We start from the raw sequence: 17202 nt of genomic DNA, 5'->3' as shown, positions 1-17202 counted from the left end.
GATTTAACCGCCCTGCCGTGCGGTGGTGGCATGCGTGGATTCCGCAGCATGAAGCGAAGTCACCAACCAAGAGGTGGAGAGATGATCAAGAAATTCGCTGTCGTTGCAGCTGCTGCCAGTGCTCTCGTTCTTGCGGACGCGAGCTGGGCCGTCGCCGGCTCCGGCGGCCATGGCGGCACGGACAGGCGTGGCGGAGACGTCGGCATCGCATGCGTGGTCGGCCAGGACGCGGGCTTCTCGAACAACTGCGGCAACACGTACATCTACAAGCCCAACCTTCTGGGCGACCTGCTCAACCTGCTCTCGCCGCCTCCCACCACCGGCGGCGGTGGCAACAACGGGGGCGGCAACAACAACGGGGGCGGCAACAACAACGGGGGCGGCAACAACGGCGGCGGTAACAACGGTGGTGGTACCGGCAACAACGGCGGCGGTAGCAGCGGCGGCAACAGCTGATCCGTTCGACACCGGCGTGTTCTCCTCCTTGACCACGCCGGCGGGGCCGGGGACGCACCGGGCACAGCACGGGTGCGTACCCCGGCCGTTGCGTGCCCTTTGGAGCACAGATCGGTGCCCGATCGTCCGTTGTGCTGCGCGGCGACAGTCCGGCCGGATATGCCGGAGGGAACACCTGTCGCGCCTCCGGAGGGGTTCCCCATGCACGCGAAAGACCCCGGCAAGCCGTCGGAGCCGCAGCGGCGCCGCGACCTGCCGCGCAAGGCCGTTCCGGCGGCCGACTGGCTGGGGCTGAGCCTCGGGGGCGGGTCTGCGCAGACGGTCCTCGCCTTGCAGCGCGGCATCGGCAACGCCGCGGTCTCGCGGGTGATCGAGCGGTCCAGGCACCAGCACGGTGCGGGGTGCGGTCACCCGCAGGCCGTCGTCGGGGCGGGCGCACCGGTACAGCGGTCCCCCGTCCAGAGGAGGACGGGGGACGCGCCGGCCGCCCGTCCCGGTGAGCCGGTCGTCCAGCGCGCCATCACCTACGCCAAGGCCGATTGGTCACGGCAGCACCTCTCGCCGGACCGTTTCGCGGAACTGCTCCAACAGGCGTCCGGCGAGCAGGAAGGTGACGGATTCAGCGTCCCCTACCGGGAGTTGTTCAAGGCCTTGGAGGAGTCCGCGATCACCATCGAGATCGACGAGCAGACGGACATCAGGGGTGCGCGCGCGTTGTTCGCGCTCAGCAACGAAGGAGAGGGCGGCGCGCTGCGGATCACCCCGCCCAAGGACCAGGCCTCACCGCTCGAACTGCGGGAATTCGCCGCGACCGTGACCCATGAGATGCAGCACGCGCTCGACTCGGTCACCGGTCGTTTCAAGTCCCAGGAGAAGCCGCAGACGATGGCGCAGCGGAAGATCTCCACCGAGTTGCGCGCGTTCGGCGAAGAGGCGGCCGCGGCGCTCAAACTCGCCATGGGTGACAGCTACAGCAAGAGCCAGGGGAAACTCTCCGCGATCCTGAAGACGATCCCCCCGGACCGGCTCACGCCCGAGCGCAGCCGACTCGCCGGCGAGTTCCACACGATGGACAGCTACCGGGCCGCCGGCCGGGATCCCCTCGACGCCTTCGGGGCGGCGATCCCGATCCCCAACAGCGTGCTCCTGGAACGCGTGGCGGGCTACCTGTCCTTCTACAAGCTGGTCGCCGACACCCCGACCAGTGCGGAGGCACTCCAGTGGCTGCGCGCCACGCCGGCGGTGGTGGAGAAGGGGCTGGTGGAGGGGACCGTCCTGTTCCACAACCACCGCCCGCAGCCGGAGTGAGGGCGCGGGCGGTCGGGAGGGCGCGGGTGGTCGGGAGGGCGACAAGCGCGAGATCACGTCCAGCCGTTGCGGGTGGAAGCCCGGATCTGCGCGTTCACCGCGCAGTCGGCGTCGATTCCGGGGCCGTCCGCAGCTTCAGGGCTTGGGGGGAAGGCAGAGGGGGCGGTCGGGTACCCGGACCGGCAGGGTGCGTCGTTCGTCGGCGGTGAAGGAGCGGTAGCCGATGATGCGGCACAGGCTCCGCTGCCAAGCGTCGGGGTCGAGGACGATCCGGTGGACGTAGTCGTTCTCGGTGCGGATGAGGAAGGTCTTTCCGTCGTTGGTGGCGTCCAGGAACGTGAGCGGCTCCTGCAGACTGTTGTCGGTCACGTTGCGGAAGTCGTAGGAGTCCACGGAAGGTTGGCCGCCGACCTGGTAGATCCGGATGGAGTTGTTGGCCGCGATCATGAAACGGCCCTGGGCGTCGACGAATCGGGTGATGGCCGAGTTCTGGCCCGGTGTGCTGGTGGTGGGGAGAGGGCCGATCTCCCTCTGCAGGGGGTCGAGCCGCCACAGTTCGATGACGCTGTTGCGGCGGAGAACGGCCAGGTAGCGGCCGCTCTCGTCGAACCGGGCCGCGATCAGGTCGGTGATGCCCGGGTTCAGCGACGTGACGGTGTGGCCGGTGCCGATGTCGACGACACGGATCACGGGGTCGTCGTGCACGACCACGGTCACCTTTCCCTCCTGCCAGTACGGGCCGACGTACATCTGCGGCGTGCCGGGCTTGTCGGCCCGGGGATGGAACGCGGCCGCGTCGAACTGCGCCGACCGGAGGCCGGTTCTGGCCTCCCACTGCTGGATCCGGGTGCCGGAGACCGTCACCAGGCGGTCGGCCCCGTCGAAGAAGTAGCTGAAGTCCTCGGCTGCCGAGTCGCCCTGGGGTGGTGGTGCCGCGGTGATGCGGGCGACCGCTCGTAGGGTGGAGGCATCACGGACGGAGACGGTGTTCGGGCCGTCCCGGAGCGCGATGAGCGTGTCGTCCTGGTTGGACAGGAGGCGGTCGCCTTTGCCCTTCCAGGCGGGCTGTGGCAGGGCTGTTCTGGTCAGGAGCCTTCCGAGGTCGAGCCCGGGCTCGCGGAGTTCGAGGTCGGTGCCGCCGGTCAGGCGGGTGGTGATCTTTCTGCCGTCCCGACTGAGGTGGACGGTGTCGGCCGCGGCCGCGTCCTCCTCGCCCGCGGGGATCTCGGTGTAGGAGATGGAGCTCCGTCCCTGACCGGCGAGATACTCCTTCCCGCCGGTGGAGAGGAGAACGGATGCGTGCTCGTACAGGCGGCCCGGTTCGTCCACCAACGCGACGGCTTTTCCCCGGTCGAGGTCCAGGAGCGTCAGTTTGGCGGCTTCGTTGATCACGATCCGGTGGCCGTCGGCGTTCGCCGCGATCAGTTCGGTCGCCGGGGCGATCGTCTCCGTGGTTTCGTACGGTTTCCCCACCACGGATCCGTCGGACACCCGGATCAGTCGTACGGTGCTCTTCGTGCCACTGCCCTGTCCGGATTCGTGGGTCTGGACGACGGCGACGGTGGTCCGGTCCCCGGAGGGCAGGATCCCTTGGTGATCAGCAGGCATCACCACGTTCCGCGCGGCGCCGCCGGCCATGTCCACGGAGGCCAGTCCGGTACTGCCGTTGCTGGTTTTCACGAGCAGGGAATGCCCGTCGGAGCCGAACCACAGCCCGCTTCCCATGTTCTGAGGTGCGGGAACGCGGCCGGCGATCGTCCCCGCGTCCAGATCCCACCAGACCAGGCTGTCACGGGTCGGAACCGCGATGTAGCGCCCGTCGGGTGACATCGCGGTCGCGTCGGCAGGAGCCGAGGAGATCTGCAGCACCCCGTCCACCCGGGGCAGTTGGTGCACCTGGCCGATGGGCGCGGTGCTCTCCTTGTCGACGTCGAACCAGCCTCCCGTCCCGTCGTCGGCCACGAATCCGGCTCGGCGTCCGTCCGGGGAGACCATCAGGTAGAAGGCGTACTGGGCCGGGACCGGCCGGCTGTGGACGGTGCCGTCCCGGCCGCGGACGAACAGGACGACGTGGGCCATGGCGTCGCGGGAGAGGACGACGTCACCGTCTCGGCTGGTGCTGAACGTCCCGCCGGTTCCGGACAGGCCCGAGAACAGGGAGTCCGCGCCGGCCCGGAGGAGGTACTGCCGCATCAGCTGGTTCCGGGCCTCCGGCGTGGGCTTCGTCCGGTACGCGGCGAGGGCCATCATCACGGCCCGTACCGGGTCGTAGGCCATGTCGTCCTGGGAGGCCTGGACGAGGGCGCGGGAGTCGGAGTCGGCCTGGCGCTCCGCGGCATCGTGGCGGGCCGTGGCGAACAGGACGCCCAGGGCGAGGGAGACGGTGATCACCGCGACGAGGGCGGTCCGGAAGGTGCGGCGCCGGCGGCCGCGGGCCCGGTGGTGCCTCCTCGCGAGTTCGAGGTAGCTGCGTTCGGCTTCGGACAGCTCGGCACCGCGCTCGCGCTGCCAGGTGCGGGCGGTGTCGAGGGTGGGCCCGGTGGGGAGCAGGTCGGCGGGTTGGCCGGCGTGGTCCCAGCGCCGGCGGTCGTGCCGGACGGATTCCCGCCACTCCAGGAATGCGCGGTCCTCGCCGACCCAGTCGCGCAGCCGGGACCACGCGGTGATCAGGGCCTCGTGGGCCAGCTCAACGGTCTCGACGCCCTCGGCACTGTGATCGATGACCAGGAGCCGGGTGCCGGCCAGACGTTGGGCGATGTGCCATTCGTCCTCGGCGAGCTCCTGGCGGGGAACGGTCCGGCGGGTGGCACCGGGTGCGCCGAGGGGGACGCGGACGAGGCGGGTGAAGAGCCGGCGGGCGGCCGGCTCCTCCCCGGCGGAGACATGTCTGTCCCAGGCCTGCTCGGCGTACTCCCCGAGGGCTCCGCTGACGTGACCGATCTCCTCGTACGCACGGTGGCTGAGAACCCCGGCCGCCTGACGCTTCCACAGCAGGTCGAGGGTGAAGCCGAGGAGCGGCAGGGCACCCGCCTCACCGCCCGCATCGGTCAGGATGCGGTCCACCAGGTGGGCCTCGTAGCGAACCGACGGAATCGCCGCCACCGGTGCGGTGACGACCTCCCGGAGCTGGTCACCGGTCATCGGCCCCAGAGCGTAAACCTGCCGGCTGCAGGCCCGGCCAAGACTCGGATGGGCCAGCGCGGCCTCCAGGTAGTCGGCCCGGAGCGTGGTGAGCACGTGCACGGTCCCAGGGAGCGACGGGCCGAACAGCACGGCCGCCAACTCATCGACAGCCGCCGGGTCGGCTCCGGTGAGCATCTCCTCGAACTGGTCGACCACGACGATCAGTTGATCGGTGCCGAGGCGGGCCAGCAGGAGAGCCGCGAGATCTCCGAGCCCCTGGGCGCGCAGCAGGCCAACCAGCGCCGGAAGGCGTTCGAGGCGTCCGAGTTCGGTCAGATCCGGTTCCAGCAGCGGAGACAGCGCGGCGGCGAGCGCGGACAGCGGGGTGGTGCCGGCGTTGGGCCGGATCACCACGGTGGTCATGCCCTGGGCGTGCAGGCGGGGTATGACGCCGGCCATCGCGAGGGAGGACTTGCCCGAACCGGAGGGGCCGACGAGGGTGGTCCACCGTTCCCGGGCGACCAGGGCGGTGACCTCCGCCGTCTCCGCCCGACGGCCGTGGAAGACCGGGGCGTCGGATTCCTGAAGCGGGCGCAGACTGCGAAACGGTGACGGCGGCAGCGCCAGTTCGCGAAGCTCCGGCCATACGGAGGCGAGGCCCTCGGCGGGGATCAGGTAACCGGACGGAGGGTCGCCGGTCTCCGCGACCGCCATCATGCCGACGACACCGTCGAGCTGCTCGTCCCACACCGGGCCGCCGCTGAACCCGGGGGAGACCCGGTAGCCGTTGGCGGCCAGGTCGGCCTGGATCCACCCGTTGGCCTGCCGGGCCCTCAGGACACCGGAGTGCCAGACACCGCCCGGGCGGCCGCTCGGCAGGCCGTACGCCCGCACGGTGTGTCCCCAGACGTCGGAGGACTCCACGATGCGGATCGGCCGGGCGCCCGGAAGTGGAGCGGACAGGTGCAGCACGGCCACGTCCCCGGCGCCGTGCGGGTGGGCGGGCGCCCACCGTTCGACAGTCGTGGGAACGCGCGTACCGCCTGTGCCGCCTGTACCGCCTGTGCCGTCGGTTGCGGCGAGCGGGTCGGTGAGCAGCGGGTCGGTGAGCAGCGGGAGGTCGACGTCGACGCGGGCGTCGGTGTCCGGCTCGGCTCCTGGAGGGAGGCCGAGCGCGGCGGACACCACGTGCGCACACGTCAGTATCCGATCGGCGGTCGCCAGGAAGCCGAGGCCGACCGGGACGCCTCGACGGTCATGGATGCGGACGACGGCGGAGGCCAGTGCATCGGGCCCGGCCCCGTCGACGGCGTCGGCGCGGGACATGGACACTAGGCCGGGTCCGAAGCCGCCGGAGGCGCCGATGCCTCGGTGGCCTGCCGGTTCCAGGTGAGCGAGACCTTGAAGTTGGCCTCTGCGGCGGTACTGGAGATCACCACGTCGGCCTCGGCCGACAAGGACAGGCCGAACTCGATGCTGATCTCGTCCGGGGCGTGCGCCAGGCCCCGGAACCCCTCGATGAAGTCCTGCGCGACCGGACGCACCCCGGCCAGCATGTCCCCGAGCGAGCGGGTCGCCCGAGCCACCACCTGTCCGGGCCGGGCGACCTGCACCAGCCCTTCCCCGACCTGCTCGATCTCCACCCGGACCACGTCCTCACCCTCGCTCACCGAGCCGATGGGCAGTTCCACGAAGTACGCCATGATCCCCCCGGATCTGGTCAAAGCCCCCGAACAGAGCACCACTTGTGAGGTGCCGCCTGCTCACCGTAAAGGCCTGCCGGCCTCCGCGTCCCGGAATCATGACTGCCGGTCAGCTCGGGCCTCCCGCCGCCGGCGGTCCGCGCGGTGGTCCCGCTGGTGAAGGGCGACGGCGGCTGAGCCGGTCCCGATCCCGACGGGAATCCGTGAACGGGCCCGGAACGGCTCCATCGCCGTTCCGGGCCCGCTTGTTGGCGCGTAGGTGCTACATGTTCCACATGGCCGTCGTGGGGCGAGGCGTGGGGGGAACGGACGTGGGCGGGGCCCAGACGCCGTTCTCGAAGAAGTCCTTGATGGTGGCGTACCAGGGCTTGTAGGCGATCTTCTGATCCGCCAGCCAGGCGTCGTTGTAGTACTCGTTCGTGTAGCGGTCGCCCGGGTCGCACATCACGGTGGCGACGCTTCCGAGTTGGCGGCCGTCGTTCATGCCGAGCAGGATCCGGATCGCGCTGAACACACCGGTTCCGGTCGAGGGCCCGGCGTGGATGCCCCACTCCGTCCGGTCGGAGAGGTAGCGCATGGTGGCGACCGACGCCGCGTCGGCGACGCGGATCATGCGGTTGACCGTGGTGGGTACGAACGAGGCTTCGACCCTGGGCCGGCCGATGCCCTCGATGTGCGAGCCCTGGTCGGTCACCGTGGGGTTCTGCCAGTACCAGCCGTCGAAGTACGCGGAGTGCTCCGGGTCGGGCACGCACACCCGGAGCTTCTTGGCGGTGTACCGGGCGTACCGGTACCGGGCGGCCCTTCGCCAGCCGACCGCTGGCCAGGGTGTGGGTGAGCAACGCCGCCGCGAGCCGGTGCTTGTGGCTGCGGGCGATCTTTGATCGGGGATGCTGAGGAAGGTGCACAGGAAGTCGGCCCGGCCGACTTCGTGTGCACCTGGGGCACGCCTTTCGGATCACGCCGGGTGGTCGCCACCGGGGCGGTCGCAGGTGCCCGAGACCGCCCGGCGCGTCCACCGCCGGTATCGGCCTCTCGCGCCGAAGTGCCCCTGCGGGTCTGCCACTTCAGGACCCTCCGCAGCCGGGAGCGATGCGGGGTGTACCGCCGGGCGGAGGTGGTTTTTAGACGAACGGAGTAGCCGCAGGTGCGGTTCTTCAGGGAGCGGGACGTACTGGTGAGAGGGCAGCGCCCAGGGGGTCCCGTCGAACGGAAGGACGCAGGACATGGAGTCGCAGAACATCAAGGAGTTCAAGAAGAAGGTCGAGGCGCTCTACGACGACGAGAAAAGCGATTTCAGGCGCAAGTTCGATGCGGCGATCAGGGGTTTGACACCGCCCACGGTGTACCCGGACTCGGACGTCTACAAGGACTGGCGAGGGGCGACCGGAAAGACCCTGGCAGAATTCTTCGTCGAATGGTACGACTGGGGTTGGAAGCAGCCCATCTTCGACGGACTGAAATACATCCGCAAATTCAGCTGGATCAGCTACGAGAACGCCGCGGGACTCGCATTCGTGACCAGCGAATCAGGGCGCGATGTGCTGGCAGACTTCACGCAGCTGCAGGGCCGGCAGATGGACTCCGAGGATTCCGAGAAACTGGTTCAGCAGTGGATCGACGAACTCGGCGAGAAGCGGATGGAGGACTTCAAGAAGGGGGACTGGTCGACCCTCAACAAGTTCTTCATCAGGGAACTGAAGCCCGGCAAGCGGCCGATCGACCACCCCGACGACCCCAGCGTCGTGACCGCCCCGACCGACTGCGTCATCAACATGATCGTCGACAATCTGGCGCCCGACACGCCGCTCCCGATCAAGGCGGCCGTGACCATGAGTGTCAGCAGGCTGCTCGACGGCTCCGAGTACGCCGAGAAGTTCATCGGCGGCACGGCCGTGTCGTGCATCCTCATGCCTGACACCTACCACCGCTACCACGCCCCGGTCGGCGGCGAGGTGGTCGAAGCCCGCGACGACGTTGGCGGCGTCTACTACGGGATTCGGGACTTCCCCGACCTGCTCAACAAGGGGAACGTCGGCTACGGGTACGACTACAGCCTGTTCGAGGACTTCCGCCGCGGATACGCCATCATCAAGACGCCCTACGTGGACCACCTCGGGGAACCGGACGGCGAAGGCTATGTCGCCCTGGTGCCCGTCGGCCTCAACTCGATCGGCTCCGTGAGGTTCCTCGATCCGTTCCGCAACATCACGGCGGAGTCGGACCCGGTCGACGTGAAGAAGGGCGACGAGATCGGCTACTTCCAGTACGGCGGTTCACTGAACATCCTGCTGTTCGAGGAGAAGCGGTTCCCCGCGCTCCAGCTCCTCATGGGCCAGCGGATCGGGGTCCTCCAAGAGGTCGCGCACACCGAGCGCCACTTCGAGCGCTACGTCCGCCCGCTGCCCGGGCGCGTCACGCCGACGTCCTGACCTCCCCCCCGAAACGGAAAGTGAACCATGCTTCGTCAGCCCGTTTACTCGATCCCGGCGAACGCCTTCGACACCCAGACGATCCACTTCTATCCCGACCCCGAGAAGAAGGACGACGAAGGAGTCCCGAAGACGGTCCGTTCCTACGCCGGGTACGCGGACGTCGACGGCCCCGGCACCGAAAGTAGCCGCTTGTTCTACTGGTTCTTCGAGAGCCAGACCTGCGACCCCCACGTCGACGCCGACAAGCAGAAGGACCTGATCGAGAAGGCCCCTCTGCTGATCTGGCTCAACGGCGGTCCCGGCGCCTCGTCGCTCCTGGGGCTGTTCCTGGAGAACGGGACGCTGCGCATCGCTGACGACGCTGTCGGGACCATTTCGATCAGTCCCGACTCCTGGAACCAGGAAGCCCACGTCATCTACTGGGACCAGCCGGTCGGCGCGGGATACAGCTACTGCAAGAAGTCGGGAACGTACGTCCAGGACGAGGGCGAACTCAGTGAGATGTTCCACCAGGCGCTGGTTCAGTTCCTCGAAACGTACCCGGAGTACCAGCAGTGCCCCCTCTACGTCTGCGGTGAGAGCTACGCGGGCAAGTACGTGCCGTACATCGCCCAGAAGATCCAGCAGAAGAACCTCGCGAAGACCGGAACGCACGTCAATCTGAAGGGGATCTCCGTAGGCAACGGCTGGATCACCCCGGAACTCTCGATCCGCGTCATGATCGACTACGCCTACGCGTCCGGATTCCTCGGCAAGGGCCAGAAAGACATCCTGGAATCCTCGTACAAGCACTTCCAAGAGGCCATCAGCAGCGGCAGGATGAAGGAGGCCACCGATCTCGGAAACGGCCTGGTCGATGCGGTCCTGGCCTACGGAGGCGACTTCGACGTCTACGACGTACGGCGCTGGGAGGACCTGTCCGCGGGTGCACTGGGCTCCTACCTCAACAGCGCCGCCGTCAAGGAGGCCCTGCACGTCGACCACGAGTGGAAGTCCGAGGACAACTCCGGTCCGGTGGCCGTCGCACTGAAGGCCGACAACATGGCGGACGCCTCGCCGCTGTACACCGAACTCATCCACGCGAAGGAGAAGTACAAGGTCCTGCTCTACACCGGGGACTTCGACACCGCCTGCGGGTACCAGAGCACCGAGGAGATCCTCGACGAGATCATGAAGGACGGCTGGCAGAAGGCCCCGCGGCTGATCTGGAAGCAGGCGCAGGGCCACCCGAAGGGCTTCGTCCGCACCCTGAACAACGTCACCCAGGTCGCGGTGCCCGACTCCGGGCACGAAGTGCCGGCCTACCAGCCGCGGATCTGCCGGGAGATGCTCTACAACTGGCTGTTCGACCGCCCCTTCCACGGCCAGGACCCCGAGAGCGCAGCCCAGGCCATCCTGGCCAAGGCCCAGGAGGACGCCGAGAAGAAGAGCGGATGAGCGGTCACCTCAAGCGGACGAAGGAGACGGCCGACCTGGCGGCGGCCACAGCCGTCCTCAAGCAGGGCTACGTCTGCACCCTCGCCCACGTCGACCCCGAAACGGGCGGGCCGAGGTGCGTGCCCATGGTCTACGCCTACCACGAGGAGGGGGACGAGCGGCTCCTCTACCTGCACGGCTCCGTCTACTGGCCGCCGCAGACCGGGCTGTCGCCCTCACTTCGGCAGCTGTGGAACGACGCCGGGGTCCACGTCTGCCTGGCCGTCACCGTGCTCGACGGCCTGCTCGTCGGACGGGCGGCGATCAGTACCTCCCTCAACTACCGCTCCGTGGTGGTGGACGGCATCGCACGGACGGTCGATCCGGCGGACCGGGCGAAGGCGTTCGAGGCACTCAGCGATCAGGTCATCCCGGGCCGGTGGCCCGAGCTGCGTCCGATCAAGGACGGCAAGGGCGGCAAGGTCAGCGAACTGGACTCGGACAAGCAGCACACCCCCACCGTCGGGGTCCTCTCCATCAGCCTGACGGAGAACACGACGGTGGTGCGCCTCAAGCGGCACCACGCCGCCGAGCCGGAGCACGAGACCCAGGAGGACTGGGACTGGGACCACGGCAATGCCTGGGGCGGTGTGCTCCCAATGCGCCAGGTCTACGGGCCGGCGATCCCCGACTCCCATGTCAAGGACAAGGAGGCCGCCCCGCCGGGCTCCGTCCAGCGGCTCATCGGCAGGACCACCTAGAGGTCGGCGGCCCCGGTCCGGGACGACCGGGGGGCGGTGATCCCCGACCAGGCGGACACGGTGCACTGACCCCGTCGGCACGGCCGATCGGTCCCCTCTCCGGCTGTCCGGGAGGGGACCGATCCCCGAAGGTCGGTCCAGCTCGGTGCACCGGGACCAGAGGTTTCGCGGCGGGCCCATGGCGATGCTCTCCTTGCCGTCCTCCAGATGCCCGGCGAGGCGGCGACTGTAGGAGGGCACGCCGTCGACGGTGAGGGTGAGGTCGTACCAGCCGTGGGCGGCGTCGGTGTCGTGCTGGAGAGTGAGTGTCCTGCCCGCGTCCACGGTGTGGGTTTCCCCGCGGGTGGGGTCGAGTCGGTCGTCGATGTCGGCGGTCACGGGGGTGTCTGCGTGGTTGGTCAGGATGATGCCGAGGGTGTGCGTGGACTCGGCGATGGCCGTGGTGACGACGAGGGCGGCACCCGGCCCGTGGCGCGGTCCGGAGAACTCACGGCGGAAGCCGTTGGGCCCGGACCTTGAGGAAGACGAGCTCCCTGCCGCTGACACGAGGCTTGGGCGTCTCTGACCGGCGCTCCGGCCAGAGACGCCCCGCGCTCGGTTCCAAGCCGTAGTGCCGAAGTCGTTCGACGCGTGGCTACGCCGCCCGCTGGAAGACTTCGCCAGGCCCGGGGGCCGGACTCCGCCCGACGGCGGCCCGGTCGAGAGCTTGGGCCAACGCGAGCACGGCCTGGTCGGCGGAGTCCTTGAGGAGGTGGCCGTAGAGGTTGATCGTGGTCGCCAGGGTGGCGTGGCGCAGGGTCTTGGAGATGACGGCGATGGGGATGCCCTCGGCGATCATGATGCTGGCCGCGGTGTGGCGCAGGTCGTGCAGGCCGATCCGGGGCAAGCCGAGTTCGGCGGTGCGTTTGCGGAGCTGGTCGAGGACCCACTGGGGCCGCAGGGGCGATCCATCCGAGTTGGCGAAGACCAGGCCCTCCAGCCGGCCCGCTGGATGGGCGGCCATCTGGATCGCGGCCTGGCGGTGGAGGGCGGTCATGACTCTGGGGGAGAGGCTGATCCAGGCGCGGCTGGCCTCGGTCTTGGGCTGGTTGAAGTGGAGGTCTCCATTGTCCACGGCGGACAGGGTCCAGCGGACGAACAGCTTGCGGCCCATGAGGGAAATCGGCAGGTGAATCGCCGCTGCCCGAGCCAAGGGTTGTCCCGCAACGGCGGGACGCAAGTGAGATGACCTCTCATGCCATCAGTGTGCTCGCGACCACTGGCAACGCCCCCGTGGCCCAGCAACGCCCATCTGTGACACGGCGGGCGGCGACGACCGGCGGGTGCTGGCGGGTGTGCTGGCGGTGTGGGGATTCCGAAGGAACCGGCCGGCCCCGGGCGCTCGCCGAAGGCCCGGCCGACGCGGGGGCGGCGAAAAGGTTGGTGTGCAGGGCCGACGGAACCAGGTAACGTCTTTGCCATGTTCTTCCAGACCCCGATTTACGAGTGAGCGCGTGATGGGCCCCTGCTGACGTCCTTCGACGTCGCCGCCCGTCCCCCACCGATGAATCCGTAGATCACTTCACTTCACTTCACTTCACCACCGGGAGAACCCACGACCGTGAGCAAGAACATCAACAACCCCGTGGGCATGGGCGGCGGCCAGCGCAAGAGGCAGTCCCGCGCCGAACGGCAGAACAACGGTCCGCACCGCAACCTCGACCGCCAGGGTGCAGCCGACCAGAAGGCGGAGCTGGTGCGCAAGATGCGCGAGAAGGCAGGAACGGCTGAGGGCGCCGGGCAGGCGGGCGGCGACACCGTACAGGGCTGACGCACCGCCGCCGCAGCGCGGCACCGCACGGGGCAGGGCTCGGACCGCGACGCGCGGTCCGAGCCTTGCTGCCGTACCGGGCGCGGCCGGTCCCGCTCAGCTCTCGGCCGACCACCCGCGTCTCAGCTCAGCTGACCACCCGGGGCAGCCGCAGGATCGGCAGCCCCGTCAGTGCCACCACCCCGAGCTGCACCAGCAGCTCAGCACGTCCCCGTGCCCAGCCCGGGCAACACCGCAGCCGGCGGCGGCAGAGGAAGTGGACGCGGCCGCAGGACAACACTGGTGGACACCTCGGTGGGACAACCGCGAAACCCGCTGGCCAGAACGACTCCGGCGGACAGGCCGATGGCCTGGATGGCGAAGACGCTGGAGCCCGTGGGGTCGTTCAGGATGGCGACCGCGTCCACGCCGTCGTTGCGGGATCCCTGGGTGCGCCAGGTCTCGTAGCCCATGGCTTCGAAGAGTTCGCGCACCAGCCGCTCGAAGTCGTAGGGGTTCATCTGGAGCAGGTCCGGCCGACTGTCCAGCGTGGCGACCACGGCGGTGTCGGTGATGATGCGGTAGCGCGACAGGTCCGCCTCGATGATGGGTGTGACCGGTTCCAGGTCGTGGGGATGCTTGGAGACGGTGGCGCCGAGCCGGTGGAGGCATTGCTGCGGGTCCAGTCTCGGCTCGTCCAGGACCAGTTCGGCAAAGTCCTCGCGCTGGGCGACGACGCTGACGACGCACGCCCGGACGGCCTGGCCGGTTGCCGGATCCGTCGCGTTGACGCGGCCGTTGAGGATGACGCTGTCCACGAACGCGGCCGGCGTGGCGGAGAGCGCCTCGTCAAGCGCGCGGAGGGCCAGGCGGGCCACGAGCCGGGCGTAGGCCTCGTGGACCTCGGCCTGCTTGAGCGGCTGGGGGACGACCTCGGCCCGCTGCGCCACGTAGCGGTAGGAGGCCACCGTGGGAACGATCTCGTGGCTCGGGAGCTCGACCTCGACCAGGAGTTGCTGCGCCTCGGGGACGTAGACCGCGTGGGCCGCCGTTCGGCAGCCCTCGGGGACCGGAGCGTGCCTCAAGAGGTCTTCCACGACGCTGGCGACGCCTTGCGGGCCGTCGTGGGCGAAGGCCTGTTCCACGTGCGGATGCCACAGGTCGAGACCCTCGGGACGCTGAAGCAGGACCGCTTCCAACTCCTCGCGGCGCAAGCGGCATTGGAGTGTTCCCTCGTCGGCCTGGGCTTTGAGGCGGGCCGTCTCCGCTTGCCGGGCCTGTCGTTGGGCTTCCTTCTCGGCCTGGGCCTCCTCGCGTTTCTTCGCCTCCTCCGCTCGACGGCGTGCGGCCTGGCGCTTGGCCAACTCGGCCTCCACCCGAGCGGCTTCCCTCGCACGGGTGGCTTCCTCGCGCTTGAGGTGCTTCTCCCCGGCGGCCAGGAGCCGGGCGTGTTCGACCGCAGGGTCGACCGTCCGCTTCCGGGGGCGAGGTGGAGCCGGCGCGGAGGGCTTGGCGGGTGCCTGCTGCTGCGTCCCTCGCCGGGCCTCCGCGGCTTTCGCCTGCTGCTTCAGGCGGTACGCCTCCGCGAGGATCTCCGCCACCGTCTTGCGGCGTGCCACAATCCACCCCTGGTCCATTGCCGCGCACACCGGCACGGCGGCCCTCTACAGCCTCTGCGTTACCCGAGCAGCACTACCCGGTGGAGACGGCTGGGAATCCGTAGCCTCGGGCCGGGGCAGGAGAACCGGGTCAAGCGGCCTGGTGCACAACGCGCCGCTGTCAGTCGGGAGCCCAGGCCGTTGAGCGCGGGCTCACCCGCGGGCTTCGTAGCGTGCGCCGGGCCTCGGCCAGCTGGAGTCCATGAAGTCGGGGCGGTCGATCCGGTGGAAGCAGCGCACCAGGAACTCGGTGAACGTTCCGGCGGTCTCGAACCACTCGACCTCGTCGCTGCTGATGATGATCCGCCACTCGGCGGGCTCGTCCTCGACCGCGCGGAAGAAGTACCGGCTGCCGTGCTCGTCGCTTCCCCACAGCAGCAGAACGCCCGATTGGACGTCGGACTCGTCCACCTCCCAGCAGTCCTCGGCGATCTCGCCGTACCAGGCCGGACGCTCGGGCGGGGGTCCCCAGTGGCGCTCCAGTTCGGCCGGTGTGGTGTCCATCGGCCGGTCGATCGTCAGGTAGCCGTCCACCGAGCCGGGGCCGTACAGGTCGAGGAACGCCTTGAAGTCGGCCGGCAGCCGGAAACCGAGGTACCGCTCGCTGGCGTCCCAGATCGCGGGCCTGGCCCGGCCCCAGCACGAGGGTTCCCCGAGCATCGCGCGTAGCTGCTCCAGCACGGTTCGGCTCTCCGAGCGGGGGTGGAGGGTTGCTGCTGTCAGCATTGCCGCAGGAACACGGCGTGTGCGCAGGGCTCGCACGCGAAGGCGTAGGCCTCGCCGCGGCCGCCGAAGTTCATCGCTGTGGCGTGGTCCCGTCCTTCCTTGAGCTGGACGACGAGCATCGGTCCGTCGTAGGTGGCGCACTGCGGCCAGGTGGTCCCGGCCGGGGCCAGCGGCGCGCCGCCGGTGCGGGTGGGCGGCGCGTCGGGCACCGTGGTGCCCGCGTACGTCATCAGGGTCGTTGTCACAGGTGGCGACTGTACGACAGGCCGCTGACACCATCTCGGCGTCCCGTCCGACAGCGGCAGACGCTGTACGCCCGGGGCGACGTGAAAATTCTTGAAACTCGTGGCCCCGCAGCCGCCCGGAACGGTGCCTCAGACGCCCCTCAGGGGGCCGTGACCGGATCGCGGCGGCAGTGCGAACCCGTCCCGGCCGGGCGCTCGCGGTTGCCCCTCAGGGGCCCGTCCGTGGCCTCGCCAAACTGGCTCTGACCTGGTGTTTTCTTGGAAATCTCCTAGGCTGGGGGAGCTTTGTCGGGCACCTTCGGAGGGGACATCATGAGCGAGGAATCAAAGGCGTACGACGGCAGCAAGATCGTGGTTCTTGAGGGCCTGGAGGCCGTTCGGAAGCGGCCTGGGATGTACATCGGATCGGTCGGTGAGCGCGGCCTGCACCACCTGGTGTTCGAGGCCGCCGAGTGGGCGCTGGACGAGATCCTCGGCGGTACCGCCAGCCGTGTGGAGATCACCCTCACCGCCGATGGTGGCGTCCGCGTCGCCGACGACGGCATGGGCGTCCCGGTCGAGCACGCAGGCCACAGCGACGGCCCTGCGCTGGAGACCCGGTTGACCGTGCTCTGCTGGGGGGCGCAGCCTGCCAACCGGCGCTCGCTGCTCGGCGGCTACTTCGGCGTGGGACTGGCCGTCGTCAACGCGCTGTCGGACCGTCTGACGGCCGAGGTGCGGCGCGACGGCGCCCGCTGGGTGCTGGAGTACGAGCGAGGTGTGGCTGTCGCGACGCCCGCCCACGCTGGACCGGCCGACGGCAGCGGGACCGCGATCACCTTCCGGCCCGATGCCGAGATCTTCGAGACGCTGGAGTTCTCGTTCGACGCGCTGGCCGAGCGCTTCAGGGAACTGGCCTTCCTGAACCGGGACTTGGACGTCACTCTGACCGATGACCGCGACCCCGCGGCGCCCCGGGCCGTCCGCTTCCGGTTCCCGGGCGGACCGAGGGACCGCATTGCTGAGCAGGGCGCCGCCCCCCTCCACCCGGACGTGATCGGCTTCGAGCGCGAGTACTCCGAAATGGAGGGAAGTGTCGAGGTGGCTTTCCGTTGGTGCGACTCGCGCGAGGAGCGGGTCGCAAGCTACGCCAACAGCCGGCCGACCACCTACGGCGGCACGCACGAGCTCGGCTTCCGCGACGGCCTGGCGGCCGCGCTCAACGCCCACGCCCGCGAGCAGCAGTTGCTCACCCCGTCCGACCCCGACCTCACCTCCGCCCAGCTCGGCGCGGGCCTGACGGCGGTCGTGTCGGTGAAGCTCGATCGCCCCGAGTTCGAGGGGGCCACCCGCGAACGACTGGGCAGCGAGCCCGTCCGCGCCTGCGTCGCCGAGGCCGTTCGAGAGCACCTGGCCGCCTGGCTCCGCGTCAACCCGGCGCAGGCGACCGCCGTCCTCGCCCGGATCTCGATGACCACCCGCCGCTGACAGCACACCGAAGACACCGAAGCCCAGGTCGGGATTGGTCCCCGGCCTGGGCTTTTCGGTGGGCGCAGACGATCCCGGCGACCCCGCCAGCCACAGGGCGCGGCCGATCTCAAAC

At 69.4% G+C, this 17202-nt stretch carries 14 protein-coding genes and 1 pseudogene; 7 read left to right on the top strand and 8 right to left on the bottom strand.

Translation table 11 applies throughout. The features are described 5' to 3' along the window. The first annotated feature begins 81 nt into the window (after positions 1-81). Positions 82-456, top strand: coding sequence for a hypothetical protein (locus tag ACFVHI_RS01335; protein ID WP_380334507.1), 375 nt, complete (start codon positions 82-84; stop codon positions 454-456). A gap of 201 nt (positions 457-657) precedes the next feature. Next, positions 658-1764, top strand: coding sequence for a hypothetical protein (locus tag ACFVHI_RS01330; protein ID WP_380334505.1), 1107 nt, complete (start codon positions 658-660; stop codon positions 1762-1764). A 135-nt stretch (positions 1765-1899) separates the two neighbouring features. On the opposite strand, the gene ACFVHI_RS01325 is transcribed toward ACFVHI_RS01330, so the two are convergent. The 3 genes from ACFVHI_RS01325 to ACFVHI_RS01315 form a co-directional block, all read right to left on the bottom strand. Continuing rightward, complete coding sequence (locus ACFVHI_RS01325; protein WP_380334503.1) at positions 1900-6213, bottom strand: trypsin-like peptidase domain-containing protein; 4314 nt, start codon at positions 6211-6213, stop codon at positions 1900-1902. 5 nt (positions 6214-6218) lie between these two features. Beyond that, positions 6219-6590 carry a CU044_2847 family protein gene (locus ACFVHI_RS01320; protein ID WP_063352011.1) on the bottom strand — a complete coding sequence of 124 codons (372 nt, stop codon included), beginning with the start codon at positions 6588-6590 and terminating at the stop codon, positions 6219-6221. Positions 6591-6852: 262 nt separating this feature from the next. Continuing rightward, positions 6853-7347, bottom strand: coding sequence for a hypothetical protein (locus tag ACFVHI_RS01315; RefSeq protein ID WP_380334501.1), 495 nt, complete (start codon positions 7345-7347; stop codon positions 6853-6855). Positions 7348-7816: 469 nt separating this feature from the next. On the opposite strand from ACFVHI_RS01315, the gene ACFVHI_RS01310 reads away from it, so the two are divergent. The 3 genes from ACFVHI_RS01310 to ACFVHI_RS01300 are packed head-to-tail and all read left to right on the top strand — an operon-like array spanning position 7817 to position 11202. Then, a complete protein-coding gene (locus ACFVHI_RS01310) occupies positions 7817-9022 on the top strand; it encodes a phosphatidylserine decarboxylase (RefSeq protein ID WP_380334499.1) in 1206 nt (401 codons plus the stop codon). A 27-nt stretch (positions 9023-9049) separates the two neighbouring features. Then, positions 9050-10462 carry a hypothetical protein gene (locus ACFVHI_RS01305; protein WP_380334497.1) on the top strand — a complete coding sequence of 471 codons (1413 nt, stop codon included), beginning with the start codon at positions 9050-9052 and terminating at the stop codon, positions 10460-10462. Further along, on the top strand, positions 10459-11202 hold the full coding sequence (locus ACFVHI_RS01300; protein WP_380334495.1) for a pyridoxamine 5'-phosphate oxidase family protein: 744 nt from the start codon (positions 10459-10461) through the stop codon (positions 11200-11202). The genes ACFVHI_RS01305 and ACFVHI_RS01300 overlap by 4 nt, the downstream gene beginning before the upstream one ends. Positions 11203-11421: 219 nt before the next feature. Here ACFVHI_RS01300 and ACFVHI_RS01295 read toward each other — a convergent pair. Together ACFVHI_RS01295 and ACFVHI_RS01290 are read right to left on the bottom strand one after the other, a co-directional pair. Beyond that, positions 11422-11748 (bottom strand): annotated as a pseudogene (locus tag ACFVHI_RS01295) (phospholipase domain-containing protein); the annotation flags it as partial. A gap of 88 nt (positions 11749-11836) precedes the next feature. Further along, positions 11837-12355: a tyrosine-type recombinase/integrase gene (locus ACFVHI_RS01290; RefSeq protein WP_063352005.1), complete on the bottom strand. Its 519-nt coding sequence runs from the start codon at positions 12353-12355 to the stop codon at positions 11837-11839. A gap of 447 nt (positions 12356-12802) precedes the next feature. Between ACFVHI_RS01290 and ACFVHI_RS01285 the strand changes: the two genes are divergently transcribed. Next, on the top strand, positions 12803-13012 hold the full coding sequence (locus ACFVHI_RS01285) for a DUF6243 family protein (protein WP_063352004.1): 210 nt from the start codon (positions 12803-12805) through the stop codon (positions 13010-13012). Between the two features lie 200 nt (positions 13013-13212). Here the strand turns inward: ACFVHI_RS01285 and ACFVHI_RS01280 are convergent, their stop codons facing one another. The 3 genes from ACFVHI_RS01280 to ACFVHI_RS01270 form a co-directional block, all read right to left on the bottom strand. Then, entirely contained in the window at positions 13213-14610 is a 1398-nt protein-coding gene (locus ACFVHI_RS01280) for a restriction endonuclease (protein WP_380334492.1), read from the bottom strand. Between the two features lie 192 nt (positions 14611-14802). Beyond that, positions 14803-15375 carry an SMI1/KNR4 family protein gene (locus ACFVHI_RS01275; protein ID WP_380334489.1) on the bottom strand — a complete coding sequence of 191 codons (573 nt, stop codon included), beginning with the start codon at positions 15373-15375 and terminating at the stop codon, positions 14803-14805. Continuing rightward, on the bottom strand, positions 15369-15620 hold the full coding sequence (locus ACFVHI_RS01270; protein ID WP_380334486.1) for a hypothetical protein: 252 nt from the start codon (positions 15618-15620) through the stop codon (positions 15369-15371). The genes ACFVHI_RS01275 and ACFVHI_RS01270 overlap by 7 nt, the downstream gene beginning before the upstream one ends. 312 nt (positions 15621-15932) lie before the next feature. Between ACFVHI_RS01270 and ACFVHI_RS01265 the strand changes: the two genes are divergently transcribed. After that, positions 15933-17087 carry an ATP-binding protein gene (locus ACFVHI_RS01265; RefSeq protein ID WP_380334484.1) on the top strand — a complete coding sequence of 385 codons (1155 nt, stop codon included), beginning with the start codon at positions 15933-15935 and terminating at the stop codon, positions 17085-17087. Positions 17088-17202: the final 115 nt, after the last annotated feature.

It is taken from the genome of Kitasatospora sp. NPDC127121 (assembly GCF_042677305.1).
GTDB lineage: Bacteria > Actinomycetota > Actinomycetes > Streptomycetales > Streptomycetaceae > Kitasatospora.
This window is presented reverse-complemented; position numbering and strand designations above follow the sequence as displayed.